This is a genomic window from Streptomyces sp. NPDC048473 (assembly GCF_043200155.1).
GTDB lineage: Bacteria > Actinomycetota > Actinomycetes > Streptomycetales > Streptomycetaceae > Streptomyces.
The window spans coordinates 113,899-130,827 of the sequence record NZ_JBICXE010000011.1 but is presented as its reverse complement, the minus strand read 5'-3'; the positions used below and the strand labels follow the sequence as shown (position 1 = coordinate 130,827).

The following is a 16,929-nucleotide window of genomic DNA, read 5'->3' as shown; positions in this document are numbered from 1 at the left end:
GCGCTTACAGAAACGCCACCATTCGCCACCCCTTCGAATGAACGCCATCGCCGTCGAGCGCGATTCACTTGACACACGGCGATCAGCAGTGGGCGCAGTGAGGCACGTCGGGGCGCGCGAACCATGTCACACGACCCCGAGTGCACCGGCGCACCACGGATCGACGGTGACGACGGAGCGTCACGACCACGCTCCGCGTCGTAACCACCGACGCGTCGGACCCGTTGGAGGGGGCATGGGCTTCACGATCGGCGGCATCCGCGAGATGCGCACAGGCTCACGGCGCCGCGGCCGTGCGGCCGAGTGCACGGCAGTGGCCGAGTACACAGGGCTGTGGGGCTGGGCCGTCACGCCGGGAGCGCGGGCAGCGGCCGGCCGCTGCTCGTGCGGGGAGGCGAAGTGCCCCTCCCCCGGCGCCCATCCGCTGGACTTCGCCCCCGAGGTCCCCGCGGGCGCCACGCTCGACGCGGCGGCGGACGCGTGGGCCCAGGCGCCGGGCGCCTCGATGCTGCTTCCGGTGGGCCGCACCTTCGACGTCCTCGACGTCGCCGAAGCGGCCGGGCGCCGGGCCCTGGTACGCATGGAGCGGATGGGGCTGCCGCTCGGCCCGGTCGCGGTGACACCGGCCGGGCGGGCGGAGTTCTTCGTGGCCCCTGGGGCCGCCGCCGAGCTCCCGCAACTGCTGTACCGGATGGGCTGGGACGACGCGGGTCTGGATCTGCGGGCGCTGGGGCCCGGCTGCCACATCACCGCCCCGCCGTCCGACGAGGGCGGCCTCGGCCCGGTCCGGTGGCTGCGCCCGCCGGTGCTGGGCACGGCGGCCGCGCCGCCGCAGGCGCGACTGCTGCTGGGCACGCTGGCGTACAGCTGCCATCGCGCGCCTCTTTGCGGCTGAGCGCCCCTTTGCGGCTGAGCCGCCGCCGCTTTCGCGGAGGTGGGATCCCGCCGTCGGGGTTGCTCAATCGATGGTTGCTGCCGCAGGCGCAGAGCCCGCCAACGACGCAGGGCCCGGAGCACCGAAGAGCCCGACCGCAGGTGCATCATGCGGTCGGGCTCTGTTGCGTGCGCGCGGGGCGTCAGTCTCCGATCAGGGCGTCCACGAACGCCTCCGGCTCGAACGGAGCCAGATCGTCCGGTCCCTCGCCGAGACCGATCAGCTTCACCGGTACGCCCAGTTCACGCTGGACGGCGATGACGATGCCGCCCTTGGCGGTGCCGTCCAGCTTGGTGAGCACGATGCCGGTGATGTCGACGACCTCGGCGAACACCCGGGCCTGCACCAGGCCGTTCTGCCCGGTCGTGGCGTCGAGGACGAGCAGGATCTCGTCGAGCGGTCCGTGCTTCTCGACGACGCGCTTGACCTTGCCGAGCTCGTCCATGAGCCCGGTCTTGGTGTGCAGCCGTCCCGCGGTGTCGATGAGGACGACATCGGCGCCCTCGGCGATCCCTTCCTTCACCGCGTCGAAGGCGATCGACGCCGGGTCGCCACCCTCGGGTCCGCGCACGGTGCGGGCGCCGACGCGCTCGCCCCAGGTCTGCAGCTGGTCGGCGGCGGCGGCCCGGAAGGTGTCGGCCGCGCCGAGCACGACGCTGCGGCCGTCGGCGACGAGCACCCGGGCCAGCTTGCCGGTGGTGGTGGTCTTGCCGGTTCCGTTGACGCCGACGACCATCACGACGCCGGGGGTGTCGACGCCGCTCTCCGTCTTGACCACGCGGTCGAAGTCGGTGCCGAGCAGGGTGAGGAGCTCCTCGCGCAGCAGCGCGCGCAGCCCTTCGGGGGTACGGGTGCCGAGAACGCGGACGCGTTCACGGAGCCGCTCCACCAATTCCTGGGTGGGGGCGACGCCGACGTCGGCGGTGAGGAGGGTGTCCTCGATCTCCTCCCAGGTGTCCTCGTCGAGATTGTCGCGGGACAGGAGCGTGAGCAGCCCCTTGCCGAGGGTGTTCTGCGAGCGGGCGAGCCGTGCACGCAGCCGTACCAGACGGCCCGCGGTGGGCTCGGGCACTTCGAGGGCGGGGGCGGCGGGCGCCTCCGGCTCGACGGCCTCGGGGACTTCCTCGGCGGGAGCCTCGGCCGAGGGGGGACCGACCTCCTCGATGGTGCGGCGCGGTTCCTCGCGCGGCGTCTCGGCTTCCTCGCCGACATGGGGCTCGGCGGGAGGAGTGATGGTCGGCGTGCTCGACGGTGCCGGGGGCAGCTGCTTCTTCTTGCGGCTGCTGACCACGAGCCCGCTGATCACGCCGACCGCGACCAGGGCGATGACTACAGCAAGGATGACGAATTCCATAACCCACCCAGTATCAGTCACGTCCGCCCACGGGGGCCTCCCCGAAGGATCACCCCTGTATCCCCTTGGGTGTTATGCACCTTTTGGCGGTAAAGGTACGATCTTGCCCGTGGAGACCCGTGGCCTGGAACCCGTCCCCGACAGAGAGCGCACCGGCCGGGTCCGGACCCTCTTCCCCACCTGGGCCGGCGCGAATCTGACCGTGTTGCTCCTCACCATGGGCGCGGGGCTCGTCGTCTTCAACGGGCTGAACTTCTGGCAGGTGCTGGCCGTGGCGATCGTGGCACCGGTCGTCAGCTTCGGGCTGGTCGGCCTGGTCTCGATCGCGGGCAAGCAGGGCGGGGCTCCCGGCATGGCGCTCTCCCGGGCCGTCTTCGGCCAGCGCGGCAATCTGCTGCCCGGCTCGCTGATCTGGATCGCCCGCTGGGGCTGGGAGACGGTGAACGCGGTCACCGGCGCCTACGCCCTGCTCGCCGTACTGCATCTGCTCTTCTCCGTCGAGAGCAGCAACACCCTGATCATGGTGACCCTGCTCGCCTTCGTGGGGAGCAGCTTCCTGGTGTCGGGGCTGGGGGTGCGCGCCCTGCGGGTGTGCTGCACCTGGTCGGCGTATCTGTTCGGCGGCTTCAGCGTCCTCGTACTGATCCATCTCTTCGGCCGGACCGAATGGCGGGACGTCCTGGACAGGCCCGCCGGGCCCACGGCGATGATGATCGCCGGGGTCGGCACACTGGCGGCCGGCGGGATCAGCTGGGTTCCGACCGGCCCCGACTTCGCCCGCTATCTGCCCCGCACCGCGTCCGGCCGGGCCATGGTCGTGGCGACCGTGGGCGGCGCCGGGATCGTGTTTCTGCCGATGGTGCTGATGGGCTCCGTGATGGCGGTCGCCACGCCCGGCCTGGCCGTCACCCAGGATCCGGTCTCGTTCATCGGCCCCCTGCTGCCGGACCGGCTCTCGGTGCCGTATCTGCTGATCGCCGTGGTCGGCATGGTGCTGATCAATGCGATGTCAATGTATTCGGCCGGATTCACCGCGCAGACACTGGGATTCATGATCCCCCGCGCCTGGGCGGTCGGGGTGAATGCCGCCATCAGTCTGTTTCTGGGCTCATTGCTGATGATGACGGCGGCGGGCTTCCTGGATTCCTTCGTCTCCTTTCTGACGCTGCTCGCGGTGACGTTCTCGGCGTGGATCGGAGTCTTCTGTGTGGATCAGCTGCGGGGGCGTACATACGATCCGGAGGCGCTCCTGGACACCACACCGGCCAGCGCCTACTGGTACACCGGCGGTTTCGCCGTGACCGCCGTGACCGCGTGGGCCGCGGGCCTGGTGGTGGGCCTGCTCTTCACCGGCGTGGAGTGGTTCTCCGGCCCGCTCGCCGCCACCTGGATCGGGCGCCACGGGCTGGGCTGGGCGGCCACGATCGCCGTCTCCGCCGCGCTGTACGCGATCCTGCCGCGTCCCGCCGGACGGGGACGGCCCGGAGGCGACGCACCTCTACACTTCTGACGCTTCATCAGCTACTGTCCCGGCTCGCCGAGTCCGCCCGACGAACGGGACAAGTGTCATGGCCTTCACAGTGGTCCGGTTCAATCTCGTCGATCCCGATGCCACCCCCGAGTCGCTCTCGGCCCGGTACCGCGCCGCGCTGGAGATGGCCGCGTACGCCGACGAGCACGGCGTCGACACCGTACAGACCGAGGAGCACCACGGCGCCGTCAACTCCTGGCTGCCCTCACCCTTCGTCTTCGCGGGTTCGGTCTTCGGCGCCACCCGTCGCATCGCGGTCACCGTCTCGGCGATCATCGGTCCGCTGCACGACCCGCTGCGGCTGGCCGAGGACATCGCGGTCCTGGACCTGCTGAGCGCGGGCCGGCTGGTCACGGTGGCGGGAATCGGCTACCGGCCCGAGGAGTACGAACAGGCGGGCGTCGAATGGGGCAGGCGCGGCCGGCTCCAGGACGAGCTCCTGGAGACCTTGTTGCAGGCGTGGACCGGGGAGCCGTTCCCGTACCGGGGCCGTACGGTCCGGATCACGCCACGTCCGTACACCCAGCCGCATCCGTTGCTGCTGGTGGGCGGCAGCTCGCGGGCAGCGGCGCGGCGGGCGGCCCGGTTCGGGCTGCCGTTCTTCCCGAGCGCGCATCTGCCGGAGCTGGAGGCGTACTACCACCAGCAGCGTGCGGAATTCGGGACGGACGGCTTCTGCATGATGCCGTCCGCCCGGACGCCGCTGCTGCATGTGTCCGAGGACCCGGACCGGACCTGGGCGGAGTACGGCGAGCACTTCCTGCACGAGGCGCGTACGTACGCCTCCTGGCAGTCCAAGGACATCCGCTCGGCCGTGCGTTCCGCGGCGACAACGGTGGCGGAGCTGCGGGACGAAGGGGTCTACCGGGTCATCACCCCGGACCAGTGCGCCGGAGTGGCCGGGGAACTGGACAGTCTGGTGCTGCATCCGCTGTGCGGCGGGATGCCGGTCGAGGAGGGGTGGCGCAGTCTGCGGCTGTTCTGCGAGACGGTCGCGCGCTGACCAGCCCCACCGGAACTGCCCCGGCCCGCGGGTGCGGGCCAGGGCATTCCGTATTCGAGGAGAGGGGCAGCGGGGATTAGCCCATCTCCTCCAACGCCTTGCCCTTGGTCTCCTTCACGAACTTGAGCACGAAGGGGATCGAGAGCGTGGCGAAGCATGCGTAGATGATGTACGTGCCCGACAGGTTCCAGTCGGACAGGCTCGGGAAGCTCGCGGTGATCGCCCAGTTGGCGATCCACTGCGCGGACGCGGCGACACCGAGCGCGGCGGCGCGGATCTTGTTCGGGAACATCTCGCCGAGGAAGACCCAGACCACGACACCCCACGACAGGGCGAAGAAGAGCACGAACACATGGGCCGCGACGAGCGCCACGATGCCCTGGGCGTGGGGCAGTTTGCCGTCGACCAGGTGGGCGGAGAAGGCCCAGGCCTCGAAGGCGAGGGCGACGGCCATACCGGTGGAGCCGACCAGCGCGAGCGGCTTGCGGCCCACCCGGTCCACCAGCACCATCGCGATCACGGTACCGACGATGTTGATGATCGACGTGGTGAACGAGTAGAGGAACGAGGTCGACGGGTCGATGCCGACGGACTGCCACAGCGTCGCCGAGTAGTAGAACGCCACGTTGATGCCGACGAGTTGCTGGAAGACCGACAGGCCGATACCGACCCAGACGATCGGCAGGAAGCCGAAGCGCCCGCCGAGCAGGTCCTTGAACGTGGACTTGTGCTCGCGGTGCATGGCGGTCTCGATCTCGGCCACCCGGGCATCGAGGTCGATGTTCTCGCCTTCGACCTCCTCAAGGATCCGCCGGGCCCGGTCCTTCTTGCCGACCGAGATCAGGAACCGCGGCGACTCGGGGATCGCGAACGACAGGAGCCCGTACAGGACGGCGGGGACGACCATCACGCCGAGCATCCACTGCCAGGCCTCGATGCCGCCGATCTTGCCGCGCTGATCACCGTCGGCGAGCTGCAGGATGCCGTAGTTGACCAGCTGGGAGATGGCGATGCCGATGACGATCGCCGCCTGCTGGAAGGAGCCGAGCCTGCCGCGGTAGGCGGGCGGCGAGACCTCGGCGATGTACGCCGGGCCGATCACCGATGCCATACCGATGGCGAAGCCGCCGATGACGCGCCACATCGCCAGGTCCCAGAGCGCGAACGGGAGCGCGGAGCCGACGGCGCTGATGGCGAAGAGTACGGAGGCGATCTGCATGCAGCGGATACGGCCGATGCGGTCGGCGATGCGCCCCGCCGTGGCCGCGCCGATCGCACAGCCGATCAGGGCGATGGCGATGACCTGGGCGAGCGTCCCCGAGCCGATGTCGTACCGGCTGCGGATCGCCTCGACGGCGCCGTTGATGACGGAGCTGTCGTAGCCGAACAGGAAGCCACCCATCGCAGCGGCTGCCGTGATGAAGATGACATGGCCGAGGTGGTCCGGATGGGCCTCTCGGGCTCCGGACGCCGGTCCCTGCGATGTGCTGGTCACATGTACTCCTGATGCCTGGCCGCGTCGTCAGGTGTGGGGGGGGGCGAGCTCTGGTGGGGGAGCGAGCTCTTCCAAGTGGCACATAACTTCACGACTGCCACCACTTGAACGTAAAGACGACGTTGCAGAGACTATTCGTTCAAGTTTCGAAGTCAAGATTGGCGTATTGACGCACATCTACCCAAGAACGCCCAAAAGGTACGTTGAAGTCTTGAAGATTGAGTAAAGGCTCAGCGCAGCCGCTGGCTGATGACCTTGGAGACTCCGTCGCCCTGCATCGAGACGCCGTACAGCGCGTCGGCGACCTCCATCGTCCGCTTCTGGTGCGTGATCACGATCAGCTGGGAGCTCTCCTGGAGCTCCTCCATGATCCGGATCAGCCGCTGCAGATTGGTGTCGTCGAGCGCCGCCTCGACCTCGTCCATCACATAGAACGGGCTCGGCCGGGCCTTGAAGATCGAGACCAGCAATGCCACCGCCGTGAGCGAGCGTTCCCCGCCGGACAGCAGCGAGAGCCGCTTGACCTTCTTGCCGGGCGGCCGGGCCTCGACATCCACACCGGTGGCGAGCATGTTGCCCGGGTCGGTCAGGATGAGCCGCCCTTCGCCGCCCGGGAAGAGCCGTGAGAAGACGCCCTCGAACTCACGGGCCGTGTCCCGGTACGCCTCGGTGAACACCTGCTCGACCCGCTCGTCGACCTCCTTGATGACCTGTATCAGGTCGGCCCGGGTCTTCTTCAGGTCTTCGAGCTGCTCGGAGAGGAACTTGTGCCGCTCCTCCAGCGCCGAGAACTCCTCAAGGGCGAGCGGATTCACCTTCCCGAGTTGCTGATACGCCCGTTCGGCCGACTTCAGCCGCTTCTCCTGCTCGGCCCTGACGAACGGCTTCGGCTGGTTGCGCGGGTGCTCCGGATCCTCCGGCAGCTCCTCGCCCTCGGCGGCCGGTGACGGCGGTACGAGCTGGTCGGGGCCGTACTCGGCGGCCAGCCCGGCCGGCTCGACGCCCAGCTCCTCCAGCGCCTTCGCCTCCAGCTGCTCTATCCGCAGCCGCTTCTCGGCACCGAGCACCTCGCCGCGATGGACGGAGTCGGTGAGCTTGTCCAGCTCGTTCTTCAGCTCGCGGCCCTGGTTGCGCTCGGCCGCCAGTTCCTGCTCCCGCTCCGCCTTCGCCGCCTCGGCCGCGACCCGCTCCTGCTCGGCCCGTACGACGGACACCTCGACATGGGCCAGCAGCTGACGGGCGCCGGGCGCGACGGCGGAGGCCACCGCCGCCTCGTGCCGCAGCCTGGCGCGGCGCTGCTCGGCGCGGGCGCGGGCCTCGCGTTCGGCGCGGGCGCCCCGGTCGAGGGAGTCCGCGCGGCCCGCGAGTCCCTTGACCCGCTCCTCATGGGTACGTACTTGGAGGCGGGCCTCCATCTCGGTCTGGCGGGCGTTGGCACCGTCGGCGGCGAGCCGGTCGCGTACGGCGGTGTCCGGCTCCTCCTCGACCGGCATCTCCTCGGCGACGAGCAGTCGCTCGGCCAGCTCCTCGGCCTCCTCGGTAGCCCGCTCCAGCGCCTCCTGGGCACGGGCGGCGGACGCGGTCATCCGCTCGGCCTCGCCCGCGGCGCCACGGGCCTGCCCGGCGAGCCGCCCGAGCTGCTGGGCCACCCCGGACTTCTCCCGCTCGGCGGCCCGGCGCCGCTCCCCCAACTCCTCGACCAGCCCGGCGCTCGCGCTGCGCCGCTCCCCCGCGAGCCGCTGGGCCTCGGTCAACTCCGCGCACCGCACGGCCAGTTCCTCCAGCTGAGCGGCGGCCTCGTCGACCGACGCCTGCACTTCGAGGAGGCTCGGCGCCCCGGCGGAACCGCCATGCGCGAAGTGGGCCGAGAGGATGTCTCCCTCGGCGGTCACGGCCGTCAGCTCCGGGTGTACGGCGACGAGGTCCTCGGCATCCTCCAGGGTGCCGACGACCACCATGTCCCGCACCAGCCTCCCTACGGCGCCCACCAGTTCGGCGGGCCCGCGGACGAGGTCGGCCACTGCGGGCGGACCTCCGGCGGACACTCCGGCCACATCGACCCCCTCAGCACCAGAGACACCACCGGCCCCACCAGCACTACCAACACCACCCTGATCAGGCACCCCGCCCCGCACCCCGCCCAACAGCAGCGCCGCCCGCCCCGCGTCCTGCTTGCGCAGCAGCCGGATCGCTTCCGCTGCCGTGGCCGGATCCGTCACCGCGACCGCGTCCGCCGCCGCGCCCAGTGCCGCCGCCACCGCCACCTCGTGCCCCGGCGCCACCGTCAGAAGTTCCGCGGCCGGGCCGAGCAGGCCCGACAGGCGGTCCCGCGCGCCGAGCAGCACACCCGTGCCGTCCTTGCGGCGCAGGCCGAGGGCCAGTGCCTCATGACGGGCCGCGACCGCCGCCCGCTTCCGTTCGGCGGCGGTGGCGGCCTCCCGGGCCGCGGAGAGCGCCGCCTCCGCCTCCGCGAGTTCCCGCTTGGCGGCATCGTGCCGCTCACCCAGCTCCGCGTCGCCCGCGTCCAGGCCCTCGACCTCGGCCTTGAGCTGTTCGTACTCCTCCTGGGCGGCGACCGCCCGCTCCTGCGCCTCGTCGCGGGAAGCGGCCAGCCGGTCGATCTCGGCCTGTGCCGAACCGGCCCGGCTGCGGGCCGCGTTGACCTGTCCGTTCAACCGGGCGAGTCCTTCACGGCGGTCCGCGATGGCACGGGCGGCATCCTTGAGCCTGCGCTCCTCGGCCGCCAACTCCCTTTCCAGTTCGGCCCGGTGGGCGGCGGTGTCCTCCAGTGCGTGTTCCGCCGCCTCCAGCGCGGCCTCCAGCTCCGCCTCCTGCTCACGGATCCGGGCGGCCTCGCGCTCCATGCTTTCAGGGTCCCTGAATCCCGTGCCGCGCCGCTCCTCTTCGGGTGCGGCGGTGGCACTCTTCACCCGGGCGTCGGCCAGCGAGATCGTGCCGCGCACCCGCTCGGCCAGCTGCGACAGCTCGTACCAGGTCTGCTGGGCCCGCTGGAGCCGCGGCGCCAGCCGCCGTACCTCGTCCTCCAGCTCCGCCTCGCGCGCCAGGGCGGCCTTGAGCTCCGCCTCCGCGGCCTCCCTGCGCTGCTTGAGCGCCGCTTCGTCGGCGATCTCACTGCTCAGCGCGGTGTGCAGCCGCACCAGGTCGTCGGCGAGCAGCCGCAGCCTGGCGTCGCGCAGATCGGCCTGGATGACGGCGGCCCGGCGCGCCACGGCCGCCTGCCGGCCCAGAGGTTTCAGCTGGCGTCGCAGCTCGTCGGTCAGGTCCTGGACGCGGGCCAGATTGGCCCCCATCGCATCCAGTTTCCGCAGCGCCTTCTCTTTCCGCTTGCGGTGCTTGAGCACGCCCGCGGCTTCCTCGATGAATGCGCGACGCCCCATCGGATCGGCGTGGAGTACGGAGTCCAGCTGCCCCTGGCCGACGATGACATGCATCTCGCGGCCGATACCGGAGTCCGAGAGGAGTTCCTGGATGTCCAGGAGCCGGCAGGTGTCGCCATTGATCTGGTATTCACTGCCGCCGTTGCGGAACATGATCCGAGTGATCGTCACTTCGGCGTACTCGATGGGCAGTGCGCCATCGGAATTGTCGATGGTCAGCGATACTTCCGCCCGACCGAGCGGCGGCCGCCCGGTGGTGCCGGCGAAGATCACGTCTTCCATCTTGCCGCCGCGCAGGGATTTGGCACCCTGCTCCCCCATGACCCAGGAGAGCGCGTCCACCACATTGGACTTGCCGGACCCATTGGGACCGACGACGCACGTGATGCCGGGTTCGAACCGCAGCGTCGTGGCGGAGGCGAACGATTTGAAACCACGCAGGGTCAGGGCCTTGAGGTGCACGCCGCCGGACTCTACCTTTCGCTCTCGGTTTCGCTGATGAAGGTGCAGGGCACATCAGACGGTAAGGGAAGGGGTGTACGTCCGGGGCGGGTCCCGCACAGGTCCGAGCATTCCGAGCGGAAAAGAAAGAAGGGACGCCGAGGCGCCCCTTGTAATTCTTGTGCGGTGTTGCGTGTGCGGTGTTGCTGGTGCAGCCCATGACGGATCAAGGGCATGTCACGAAGGTGACAGATCAAGAGCAGTGATCTTCAATGATCCGGCGACGATCCGGGTGATGATCTCGGACGGCTGACGCGGACAGCTGACCGGCCCCTGGGGGCCATCGGTCAGGTCAGCGCCGGCTCCGCCTGAGGTACGTCGATGTCGATGCTGTCGAGCAGCGACTCTTGGTGCTGGGCGGCGGCGTTGAGTGCGTCGTTCTCGTCCTGAATCCGTACGAGCTCGGATTCGAGATCCTGGACGCGCTGCTGGAGCCGTCGCATCTCGGCGAGGAGTCGCGGGTCGGAACCGCCGACGTAACCGAGAAGCGCCTTTGCCATGATGGATGGTCCTCCACACTGAGTGACCGACCGATGCGGTGTGGGTCGTGAGGGAATCGCACCCGCGGTGCTCGGCAGTGCTCTGTATTCACTGCTGTTCTGCTGCCAAACAGCTCTGCCAAACAGCTAAGGTGCGCGGGGATTTCAGCGTCTCACCAAAAAGTTTGACGGTCAACACGATCACACCCTGTAGAGACGGGCGGCCCGGGGGTGCGCGGCTTGGCGATCATGCGGCGCGACTCTCCTGCGGGGCCCTGAGGGGCGTGGAGATCATCCTTACTGCCGCAGCCTGGCATGTCGGCCGAATCTTGGCAACCACCCGGTCATTGCGCAGGTCATTTCATGTGTACGCAGATGAGCGCCCGCCCCGTCACCCCACGCCGCGCGTCGAACACAGTCCGAACACAGGCTCCCGCGACGCCCCCTGACCGAGCCCGGATCAGCGGATCGCGAAGCCCTCATAGCCACCGCGCGGGGTGTCCCAGATCTCAGTGACTCCGTCAACGCGGCCGGGTGTGTCGTCCGAGCGCAGCCACTCCAGCAGACGGTGGCAATTCTCACGTCGTCCCTCGGCGACGATCTGCACCCTGCCGTCGTCGAGATTGAGGGCGAATCCGGTGAGGCCACCGATCTCCAAGGCGTTTGCCCTGGTGAACCAGCGGAACCCTACTTGCTGTACTCGGCCGCGTACCCAGGCGGTGAGCCGTACCTCTTCGTTCATGCCCGAACGCTAACCGGCCAATTGCTCTCGGAACACTTCCTGCCGATAGGGCATCGGCTACAGTCCCGTCGCAATAGCCTCACCCCATCGGGTGAGTCATGTTGACGCCGAGAGCGGCGTCCAGACCGTCAGAAGGGCTCAGCAGATGGGACGCCATCGACGCTCCGCCGCAGTTCCTCCCGCTGAGAACCATGCGGCGGGGGACGCGGGCCGGCACCGGGGTGCGCGCCGCAGGAAGCGGTCCGGGATACCTGTTCGTACGGGACTGATCGGCGTGTCCGCGGCCCTTGCCGTGGGAGCCGTGGCGGTCGCCTCCGGTCTGCTGCCCGGCGGCGGCACCTACACGGTCGGCGGTGGCACGGCTGCCGACCAGGTGCGTACCAAGGGGGCCCCGGATCTGCTGACCCAGGGCGGCTCCACCACCGCGCCTGCCGACCGCGCCACGGCGTCCGCCTCGGCCAGCCGCGGCGTCGGTCGCGCCGACGGCCCGACGAAGGCGGAGTCCCCCACCGGAGCGCCGTCGTCCGCCTCCCCGTCGAGGACGTCCGAGCCGACCGGGCAGGCGAAGCCGTCCCAGTCTCCGACGTCGTCCGAGTCCGCTGCGACGGAAGCCGGGAAGAGCACCGCCCCGGCTACGGCCGAGAAGTCGTCGGCCGCACCGACGTCCGCGGCCTCCACTCCGGCCGCCCGCAAGTCCGCGGCGCCGACGCCCGCCGCCACCTCCGCGCAGGCCGCTGTGCTCGCCCTGGTCAACCAGGAGCGCGCGAAGGTCGGCTGCAGCCCGGTGACGGCCAGCGCCCCACTGGCCTCGCTCGCCCAGAACTTCAGCGACGACATGGCTGCCCGCGGCTTCTTCGACCACACCGACCCCAATGGCCAGTCCCCCTGGGACCGCGCGTCGAAGGCCGGTGTGCAGGGGCTCGGCGGCGAGAACATCGCCCGCGGCCAGGCCGACGCACAGGCCGTGATGGACGCCTGGATGAGCAGCGACGGCCACCGGGCAAACATTCTCAACTGCGACTACAAGACGCTCGGCGTCGGCGTGCACTTCGGTACGGGCGGCCCCTGGTGGACCCAGGACTTCGGCTTCTGAGTACCACCGGCTCACCACTCACCTGGAGAAAGCGCACCCCAGCGGTGAGCGCTGTGCGGGCGTACGCTGGTCCGCATGGACGAGAACACCCGTCTGGACGCGCTCGCTTTTGATGTGTTCTCCAGGCAGTGCCCCTCACGCGGCACCCTGGAGCATGTCACCGGGCGCTGGGGCAGTCTGACGCTGGGAGCGCTGTACGAGGGCGGCTTCCGCTTCAACGAGCTCCGTCGCCGGGTCGACGGGGTGAGCGAGAAGATGCTCTCGCAGACACTCCACGCCCTGGAGCGGGACGGTCTGGTCCACCGCGAGGCCCAGCCGACCAATCCACCGCGCGTCGACTACGAGCTGACGCCCCTGGGCCGGCAGGTCGCCGAGCGGCTGCTCGGACTGATCGAGCTCGTCGAGGGCCGGATGCCCGAGGTGCTCCGGGCCCGCAGCCGTTACGACGAGGCCCGCAAGAGCTGGACCGCCGCGCGCGGCGGTCGCTGACAGCGCGGGCAGAAGTAGCTGGAGCGGTTCATCCACGGGCGGCGGCGCATCGGCGTACCGCAGCGGTTGCAGGGCTCGCCCTCCCGTCCGTACGCGTCGAGCGAGCGGTCGAAATAGCCGGACTCGCCGTTCACATTGACGTAGAGGCTGTCGAAGCTGGTGCCGCCCTGGTCGAGCGCCGCGTTCATCACGTCGCGGACATGGCCCAGCAGCTCGGCCGACTTGGGGCGGGTCAGGGTCGCGGTCGGCCGGTCGTAGTGCAGCTTGGTGCGCCAGAGCGCCTCGTCCGCGTAGATGTTGCCGACTCCGCTGATCAGCGACTGGTCGAGCAGGGCACGCTTGACCGTCGTACGGCGCAGCCGCAGGGCCGTGTGGAACGCCGCGTCGTCGAAGGCCGGGTCCAAGGGGTCGCGGGCGATGTGCGCGATGGTGTCGGGCAGCCCGTCGGGAGTGTTCTCGTGGAGCGAGAGCCCGCCGAAAGTCCGCTGGTCGACGAAGCGCAGCTCGGTGCCGAGGGAGTCGTCGAAGCGGATCCGGATGCGCAGATGCTTCTCGTCGGGGGTGTCCTGCGGCTGTACGAGCAGCTGGCCGCTCATGCCGAGGTGGCCCAGCAGTGAGCTGGACGCGTCGTTCAGCGGTACCCAGAGGTACTTGCCGCGTCGCATGGCCGTTCCGAAGCGGGCGCCGCCGAGCCTGGCCGCGAAGTCCACGCCGCCCGCGAAATGCCGGCGGACCGCGCGCGGGTGCAGCACCTCGACGTCGCCGACCGTGCGGCCGGTGACCCAGCGCTCAAGACCGCGTCGTACGACTTCGACCTCGGGCAGCTCGGGCACGGTGTGTCTCCTCAGGGATCTTTCCAGGGTATCCGGGCAGGAAAAACCCCTCGGTGCGCAGGGCACCGAGGGGTTCTCGGGTCAGGCCGGAGCGACGTCCGTGGACGGCGACGGGTCGGTAGGGGTGTCGGCGGCCCCTCCGTCGGCAGCGGCCTTCGCCGCAGCCTCCCGCGCTTCCGCGGCGGCGCTGATCTCGCGCCAGGCGGACTCCGCCGCCTGTTGCTCCGCTTCCTTCTTGCTACGGCCGGTGCCGGTGCCGTACGAGACACCACCGACGCGAGCAGCAGCAGTAAAGGTCTTCTCGTGGTCCGGGCCGGTCTCCGTGACGAGGTACTCGGGGACTCCGAGGCTCTCGCTCGCGGTGAGTTCCTGGAGGCTGGTCTTCCAGTCCAGGCCGGCGCCGAGGTTCGAGGACCTGTCGATCAGCGGGTCGAAGAGCCGGTGAACCAGCTCCGAGGCCGCGCTGAGACCCTGGTCGAGGTAGACCGCGCCGATCACCGCTTCAAGGGTGTCGGCGAGGATGGACGCCTTGTCCCTGCCACCCGTGCCCTCTTCACCGCGGCCGAGCCGGATGAAGGAGCCGAGTTCGAGGCCGCGGCCCACTTCCGCAAGTGCACGCGAGTTGACCACCGCGGCCCGCAATTTGGCCAGCTGGCCTTCAGGCAGGTCGGGGTGGGTGCGGTACAGCGTGTCCGTGACCACCAGGCCGAGCACCGAATCCCCGAGGAATTCGAGCCGCTCGTTGGTGGGCAGACCGCCGTTCTCGTATGCGTACGAACGATGGGTCAGCGCACGCACCAGAAGGGCGGACTCGAGGTGATACCCGAGCCGCCCTTCCAGAAGCGTGTGGGACGAGGCTGTGTTGACGTTGTCTGCCTGCTTCTTGGCGTTGGACAACTCAGACATCGGGCCTCTCACCAGCCGCTCAGACCTCGAGGACCTGGCGCTTGTTGTACGTGCCGCAGCTGGGGCACGCGATGTGCTGCAGCTTCGGCTCCTGGCAACGCTCACACGAAACCAGGGTGGGGACCGCAGCCTTCCACTGCGACCGGCGGTGGCGCGTGTTGCTGCGCGACATCTTCCGCTTCGGAACAGCCACGGCTACTTCTCCTGCTTCTCGTCGACGCCCGCTTCGGCGCCGCCCATGTTGTCCTTCTCGCCGTCCTGAACGGTGTCGGCGAGTCCTTGCAATGCCGCCCAACGGATGTCGACGGCATCGTGGTGGTGACCGGGGTTCTCGTCCAGCCTGATTCCGCATTCGGAACACAGACCGGCACAGGACTCCCGGCACACCGGCTGCATCGGCAGTGCGAGCACCACCGCATCGCGCAGCACTGATTCGAGGTCGAACAGGCCGTCCTCGATGAAGAGCCTGTCCTCGTCGTCCTCGGCGTCGTCGGCCGGTTCCGCCTTGCTGCTGCGGCCCCGGTCATCGGCGTCAGGGTACGAGAACATCTCCTGGAAGTCCGCCGCAACCTCTTGGCGCAGCGGCTCCAGACACCTTACGCACTCCCCCTCGACCGACGCACGGGCGGTGCCTGTGACAAGCACCCCTTCCATGACCGATTCGAGACGGAGGTCCAGCTCCACGGGTGCGCCTTCCGGCACACCGATGACCCCGTCGATGCCGAGGTCGGCGGGGGCGTCCACCGAGCGGGTCAGCCGCTGGAGGGCACCGGGACGCCGACCCAGCTCGTGCGTATCGAACACGAGGGGGTTTCGGTGGTCGAGGTGGCCGTTCAGGGCTTTTCCTGCTTTCGAAATCATGTGCATCGCGCATCGTGGGGAGGGCCGACCGGATTCGAATTCGAAACGGGCAGCCGGGATCGCGGACATACGCGCGACCGAAGAGCCAGGATACTGGACGCGCCGCCCAGCTCCCAATCCGGTCCGCCGGGCCCCTTTCGCGCCCGGTCAGCGCTCCTGTTCGTACCGGCGGAGCTGGTCCAGGTCGATCATGCCGGTGTCGAACAGGCTGGTCTCGTCGAGGGCGCTCTCACCCTGCGGCTGGAGCGCCTGCTGGGGCTGCATGGGCTGCTGTTGCCAGCCGTCGTACCCCTGGACCGGGACCTGGGCCTGGCTCTGGTCGTAGCCCTGCTGCTGATAGGCGGCGTACGGGTCCGGCTGCTGCTGGTACCCGTAGACGTCCTGCTGCGGCTGCTCCTGGTACGCGTACGTCTCCGCGTAGCTCGGCTGGGCCTGGGCGGGGAAGTGCGGCTGGGCCTGCTGGTGCACCGGCTGCGGCTCCGGGGTGGAGAGCTCGGCGAGGCCGGCCCAGTGGTCCTCGTCGCTCATGTGTCCCTGGTTGCCCGCCGCGTCCTGGGCGGCCACATGCGCGCCGAGTTCGTCGGTGGCGACCCGGCCGTGCAGCTTCTGCCGGCCGCGGCCGACCGCCTCCAGGGTCTTGGCGAGCACGGCCTCGAAGGCGCCGAGCTTGGTGTCGACGTACTCGTCCGCGCGGCGCTGGAGCGTGGCCGGGTCGGTGCTGCGCTCGGGGGCCTCGGCGAAGTCCGGGTCCTCGTATCCCTGCTCGTCGAAGGCCTGGCCGCGGCCGAGGAGCTTCTCGCGGCCCCGGTCGACGGAGCCGATGGTCTTGGTGAGGACGACCTCGAAGTTGGCGAGCTTGCTGTCGACGTACTCATCGGCCTCGGCGCGGACCTCCTCGGCCTCCCGGCGGGCCTCGCCGAGGATGCGGTCGGCCTCGCTGCGGGACTGCATGGCGACCTCGGTCCCGGAGATCAGCGAGGTGCGTTCGGCGTGTGCGGTCCCGATGATCCGCTCGGCCTCCTGACGGGCCTGCTCGACCATCTGCTCCCGGCCGCCGATGAGCTCCTGGGCATGGGCGAGCGAGCCGGGCAGTGCCTCGCGCACCTCTTCGAGCATCGCGAGCAGCTCGGCGCGGTTGACCACGCACGAAGCCGACATGGGCATGGACCGGGCGTTCCCGACCGCCTCGACGATCTCGTCGAGCTTCTTCTGCACGTCCACCGTGTGCTCGCCACTCTCTACAGCCGATTGGAGACGGACGGGACGACTGTACGGCCAGCCGGCGCCCGCCCGACACCTGGTGACGGTTC

General features: G+C 69.7%; 15 protein-coding genes. 5 read left to right on the top strand and 10 right to left on the bottom strand.

Features of this window, described 5'->3' with window-relative positions; all coding sequences use genetic code 11:
- The first annotated feature begins 235 nt into the window (after positions 1–235).
- On the top strand, positions 236–895 hold the full coding sequence (locus tag ACGFU7_RS20275; protein ID WP_393697379.1) for a bifunctional DNA primase/polymerase: 660 nt from the start codon (positions 236–238) through the stop codon (positions 893–895).
- A 181-nt stretch (positions 896–1,076) separates the two neighbouring features.
- On the opposite strand, the gene ftsY is transcribed toward ACGFU7_RS20275, so the two are convergent.
- Positions 1,077–2,288 (bottom strand): signal recognition particle-docking protein FtsY, encoded by a 1,212-nt coding sequence (ftsY, locus tag ACGFU7_RS20270; protein ID WP_393697378.1) that lies wholly within the window; start codon positions 2,286–2,288, stop codon positions 1,077–1,079.
- Between the two features lie 109 nt (positions 2,289–2,397).
- On the opposite strand from ftsY, the gene ACGFU7_RS20265 reads away from it, so the two are divergent.
- Both ACGFU7_RS20265 and ACGFU7_RS20260 read left to right on the top strand, forming a co-directional pair.
- Positions 2,398–3,798 (top strand): purine-cytosine permease family protein, encoded by a 1,401-nt coding sequence (locus ACGFU7_RS20265; RefSeq protein ID WP_393697377.1) that lies wholly within the window; start codon positions 2,398–2,400, stop codon positions 3,796–3,798.
- A gap of 58 nt (positions 3,799–3,856) precedes the next feature.
- The gene (locus tag ACGFU7_RS20260; protein WP_393697376.1) at positions 3,857–4,822 is read left to right on the top strand and encodes an LLM class flavin-dependent oxidoreductase; all 966 of its coding nucleotides are present in this window, start codon (positions 3,857–3,859) and stop codon (positions 4,820–4,822) included.
- Positions 4,823–4,898: 76 nt separating this feature from the next.
- Here ACGFU7_RS20260 and ACGFU7_RS20255 read toward each other — a convergent pair whose 3' ends face one another.
- The 4 genes from ACGFU7_RS20255 to ACGFU7_RS20240 form a co-directional block, all read right to left on the bottom strand.
- Positions 4,899–6,317: a sugar porter family MFS transporter gene (locus ACGFU7_RS20255; RefSeq protein ID WP_393697375.1), complete on the bottom strand. Its 1,419-nt coding sequence runs from the start codon at positions 6,315–6,317 to the stop codon at positions 4,899–4,901.
- Positions 6,318–6,547: 230 nt separating this feature from the next.
- Positions 6,548–10,177, bottom strand: a complete 3,630-nt coding sequence (gene smc / locus ACGFU7_RS20250; protein ID WP_393697374.1) for a chromosome segregation protein SMC — start codon at positions 10,175–10,177, stop codon at positions 6,548–6,550.
- 326 nt (positions 10,178–10,503) lie between these two features.
- Positions 10,504–10,716: a hypothetical protein gene (locus ACGFU7_RS20245; RefSeq protein ID WP_018551753.1), complete on the bottom strand. Its 213-nt coding sequence runs from the start codon at positions 10,714–10,716 to the stop codon at positions 10,504–10,506.
- A 439-nt stretch (positions 10,717–11,155) separates the two neighbouring features.
- Positions 11,156–11,437, bottom strand: coding sequence for an acylphosphatase (locus ACGFU7_RS20240; protein ID WP_393697373.1), 282 nt, complete (start codon positions 11,435–11,437; stop codon positions 11,156–11,158).
- 145 nt (positions 11,438–11,582) lie between these two features.
- Between ACGFU7_RS20240 and ACGFU7_RS20235 the strand changes: the two genes are divergently transcribed.
- Together ACGFU7_RS20235 and ACGFU7_RS20230 are read left to right on the top strand one after the other, a co-directional pair.
- Complete coding sequence (locus ACGFU7_RS20235; protein ID WP_393697372.1) at positions 11,583–12,530, top strand: CAP domain-containing protein; 948 nt, start codon at positions 11,583–11,585, stop codon at positions 12,528–12,530.
- Positions 12,531–12,605: 75 nt separating this feature from the next.
- Positions 12,606–13,019: a winged helix-turn-helix transcriptional regulator gene (locus ACGFU7_RS20230; protein ID WP_393697371.1), complete on the top strand. Its 414-nt coding sequence runs from the start codon at positions 12,606–12,608 to the stop codon at positions 13,017–13,019.
- On the opposite strand, the gene mutM is transcribed toward ACGFU7_RS20230, so the two are convergent.
- From mutM to ACGFU7_RS20205, 5 genes are all read right to left on the bottom strand, one after another.
- Entirely contained in the window at positions 12,971–13,852 is an 882-nt protein-coding gene (gene mutM / locus ACGFU7_RS20225) for a bifunctional DNA-formamidopyrimidine glycosylase/DNA-(apurinic or apyrimidinic site) lyase (protein WP_393697370.1), read from the bottom strand. The two genes, ACGFU7_RS20230 and mutM, sit on opposite strands and share 49 nt — an antisense overlap.
- Positions 13,853–13,933: 81 nt before the next feature.
- Positions 13,934–14,758, bottom strand: a complete 825-nt coding sequence (rnc, locus tag ACGFU7_RS20220) for a ribonuclease III (RefSeq protein ID WP_393697369.1) — start codon at positions 14,756–14,758, stop codon at positions 13,934–13,936.
- A gap of 19 nt (positions 14,759–14,777) precedes the next feature.
- A complete protein-coding gene (rpmF, locus tag ACGFU7_RS20215; protein WP_003965982.1) occupies positions 14,778–14,951 on the bottom strand; it encodes a 50S ribosomal protein L32 in 174 nt (57 codons plus the stop codon).
- Between the two features lie 2 nt (positions 14,952–14,953).
- On the bottom strand, positions 14,954–15,619 hold the full coding sequence (locus ACGFU7_RS20210) for a YceD family protein (protein WP_393697368.1): 666 nt from the start codon (positions 15,617–15,619) through the stop codon (positions 14,954–14,956).
- Positions 15,620–15,766: 147 nt separating this feature from the next.
- Complete coding sequence (locus ACGFU7_RS20205) at positions 15,767–16,840, bottom strand: cell division initiation protein (RefSeq protein WP_393697367.1); 1,074 nt, start codon at positions 16,838–16,840, stop codon at positions 15,767–15,769.
- Positions 16,841–16,929: the final 89 nt, after the last annotated feature.

What these genes read in the sequence shown, in the direction of transcription:
- ACGFU7_RS20210 (WP_393697368.1), bottom strand. Translation starts at nt 15,619, where the DNA reads ATGATTTCGAAAGCAGGAAAAGCCCTGAACGGCCACCTCGACCACCGA.
- ACGFU7_RS20230 (WP_393697371.1), top strand. Translation starts at nt 12,606, where the DNA reads ATGGACGAGAACACCCGTCTGGACGCGCTCGCTTTTGATGTGTTCTCC.
- ACGFU7_RS20260 (WP_393697376.1), top strand. Translation starts at nt 3,857, where the DNA reads ATGGCCTTCACAGTGGTCCGGTTCAATCTCGTCGATCCCGATGCCACC.
- ftsY (WP_393697378.1), bottom strand. Translation starts at nt 2,288, where the DNA reads ATGGAATTCGTCATCCTTGCTGTAGTCATCGCCCTGGTCGCGGTCGGC.
- ACGFU7_RS20240 (WP_393697373.1), bottom strand. Translation starts at nt 11,437, where the DNA reads ATGAACGAAGAGGTACGGCTCACCGCCTGGGTACGCGGCCGAGTACAG.
- ACGFU7_RS20235 (WP_393697372.1), top strand. Translation starts at nt 11,583, where the DNA reads ATGGGACGCCATCGACGCTCCGCCGCAGTTCCTCCCGCTGAGAACCAT.
- ACGFU7_RS20275 (WP_393697379.1), top strand. Translation starts at nt 236, where the DNA reads ATGGGCTTCACGATCGGCGGCATCCGCGAGATGCGCACAGGCTCACGG.
- rnc (WP_393697369.1), bottom strand. Translation starts at nt 14,758, where the DNA reads ATGTCTGAGTTGTCCAACGCCAAGAAGCAGGCAGACAACGTCAACACA.
- ACGFU7_RS20245 (WP_018551753.1), bottom strand. Translation starts at nt 10,716, where the DNA reads ATGGCAAAGGCGCTTCTCGGTTACGTCGGCGGTTCCGACCCGCGACTC.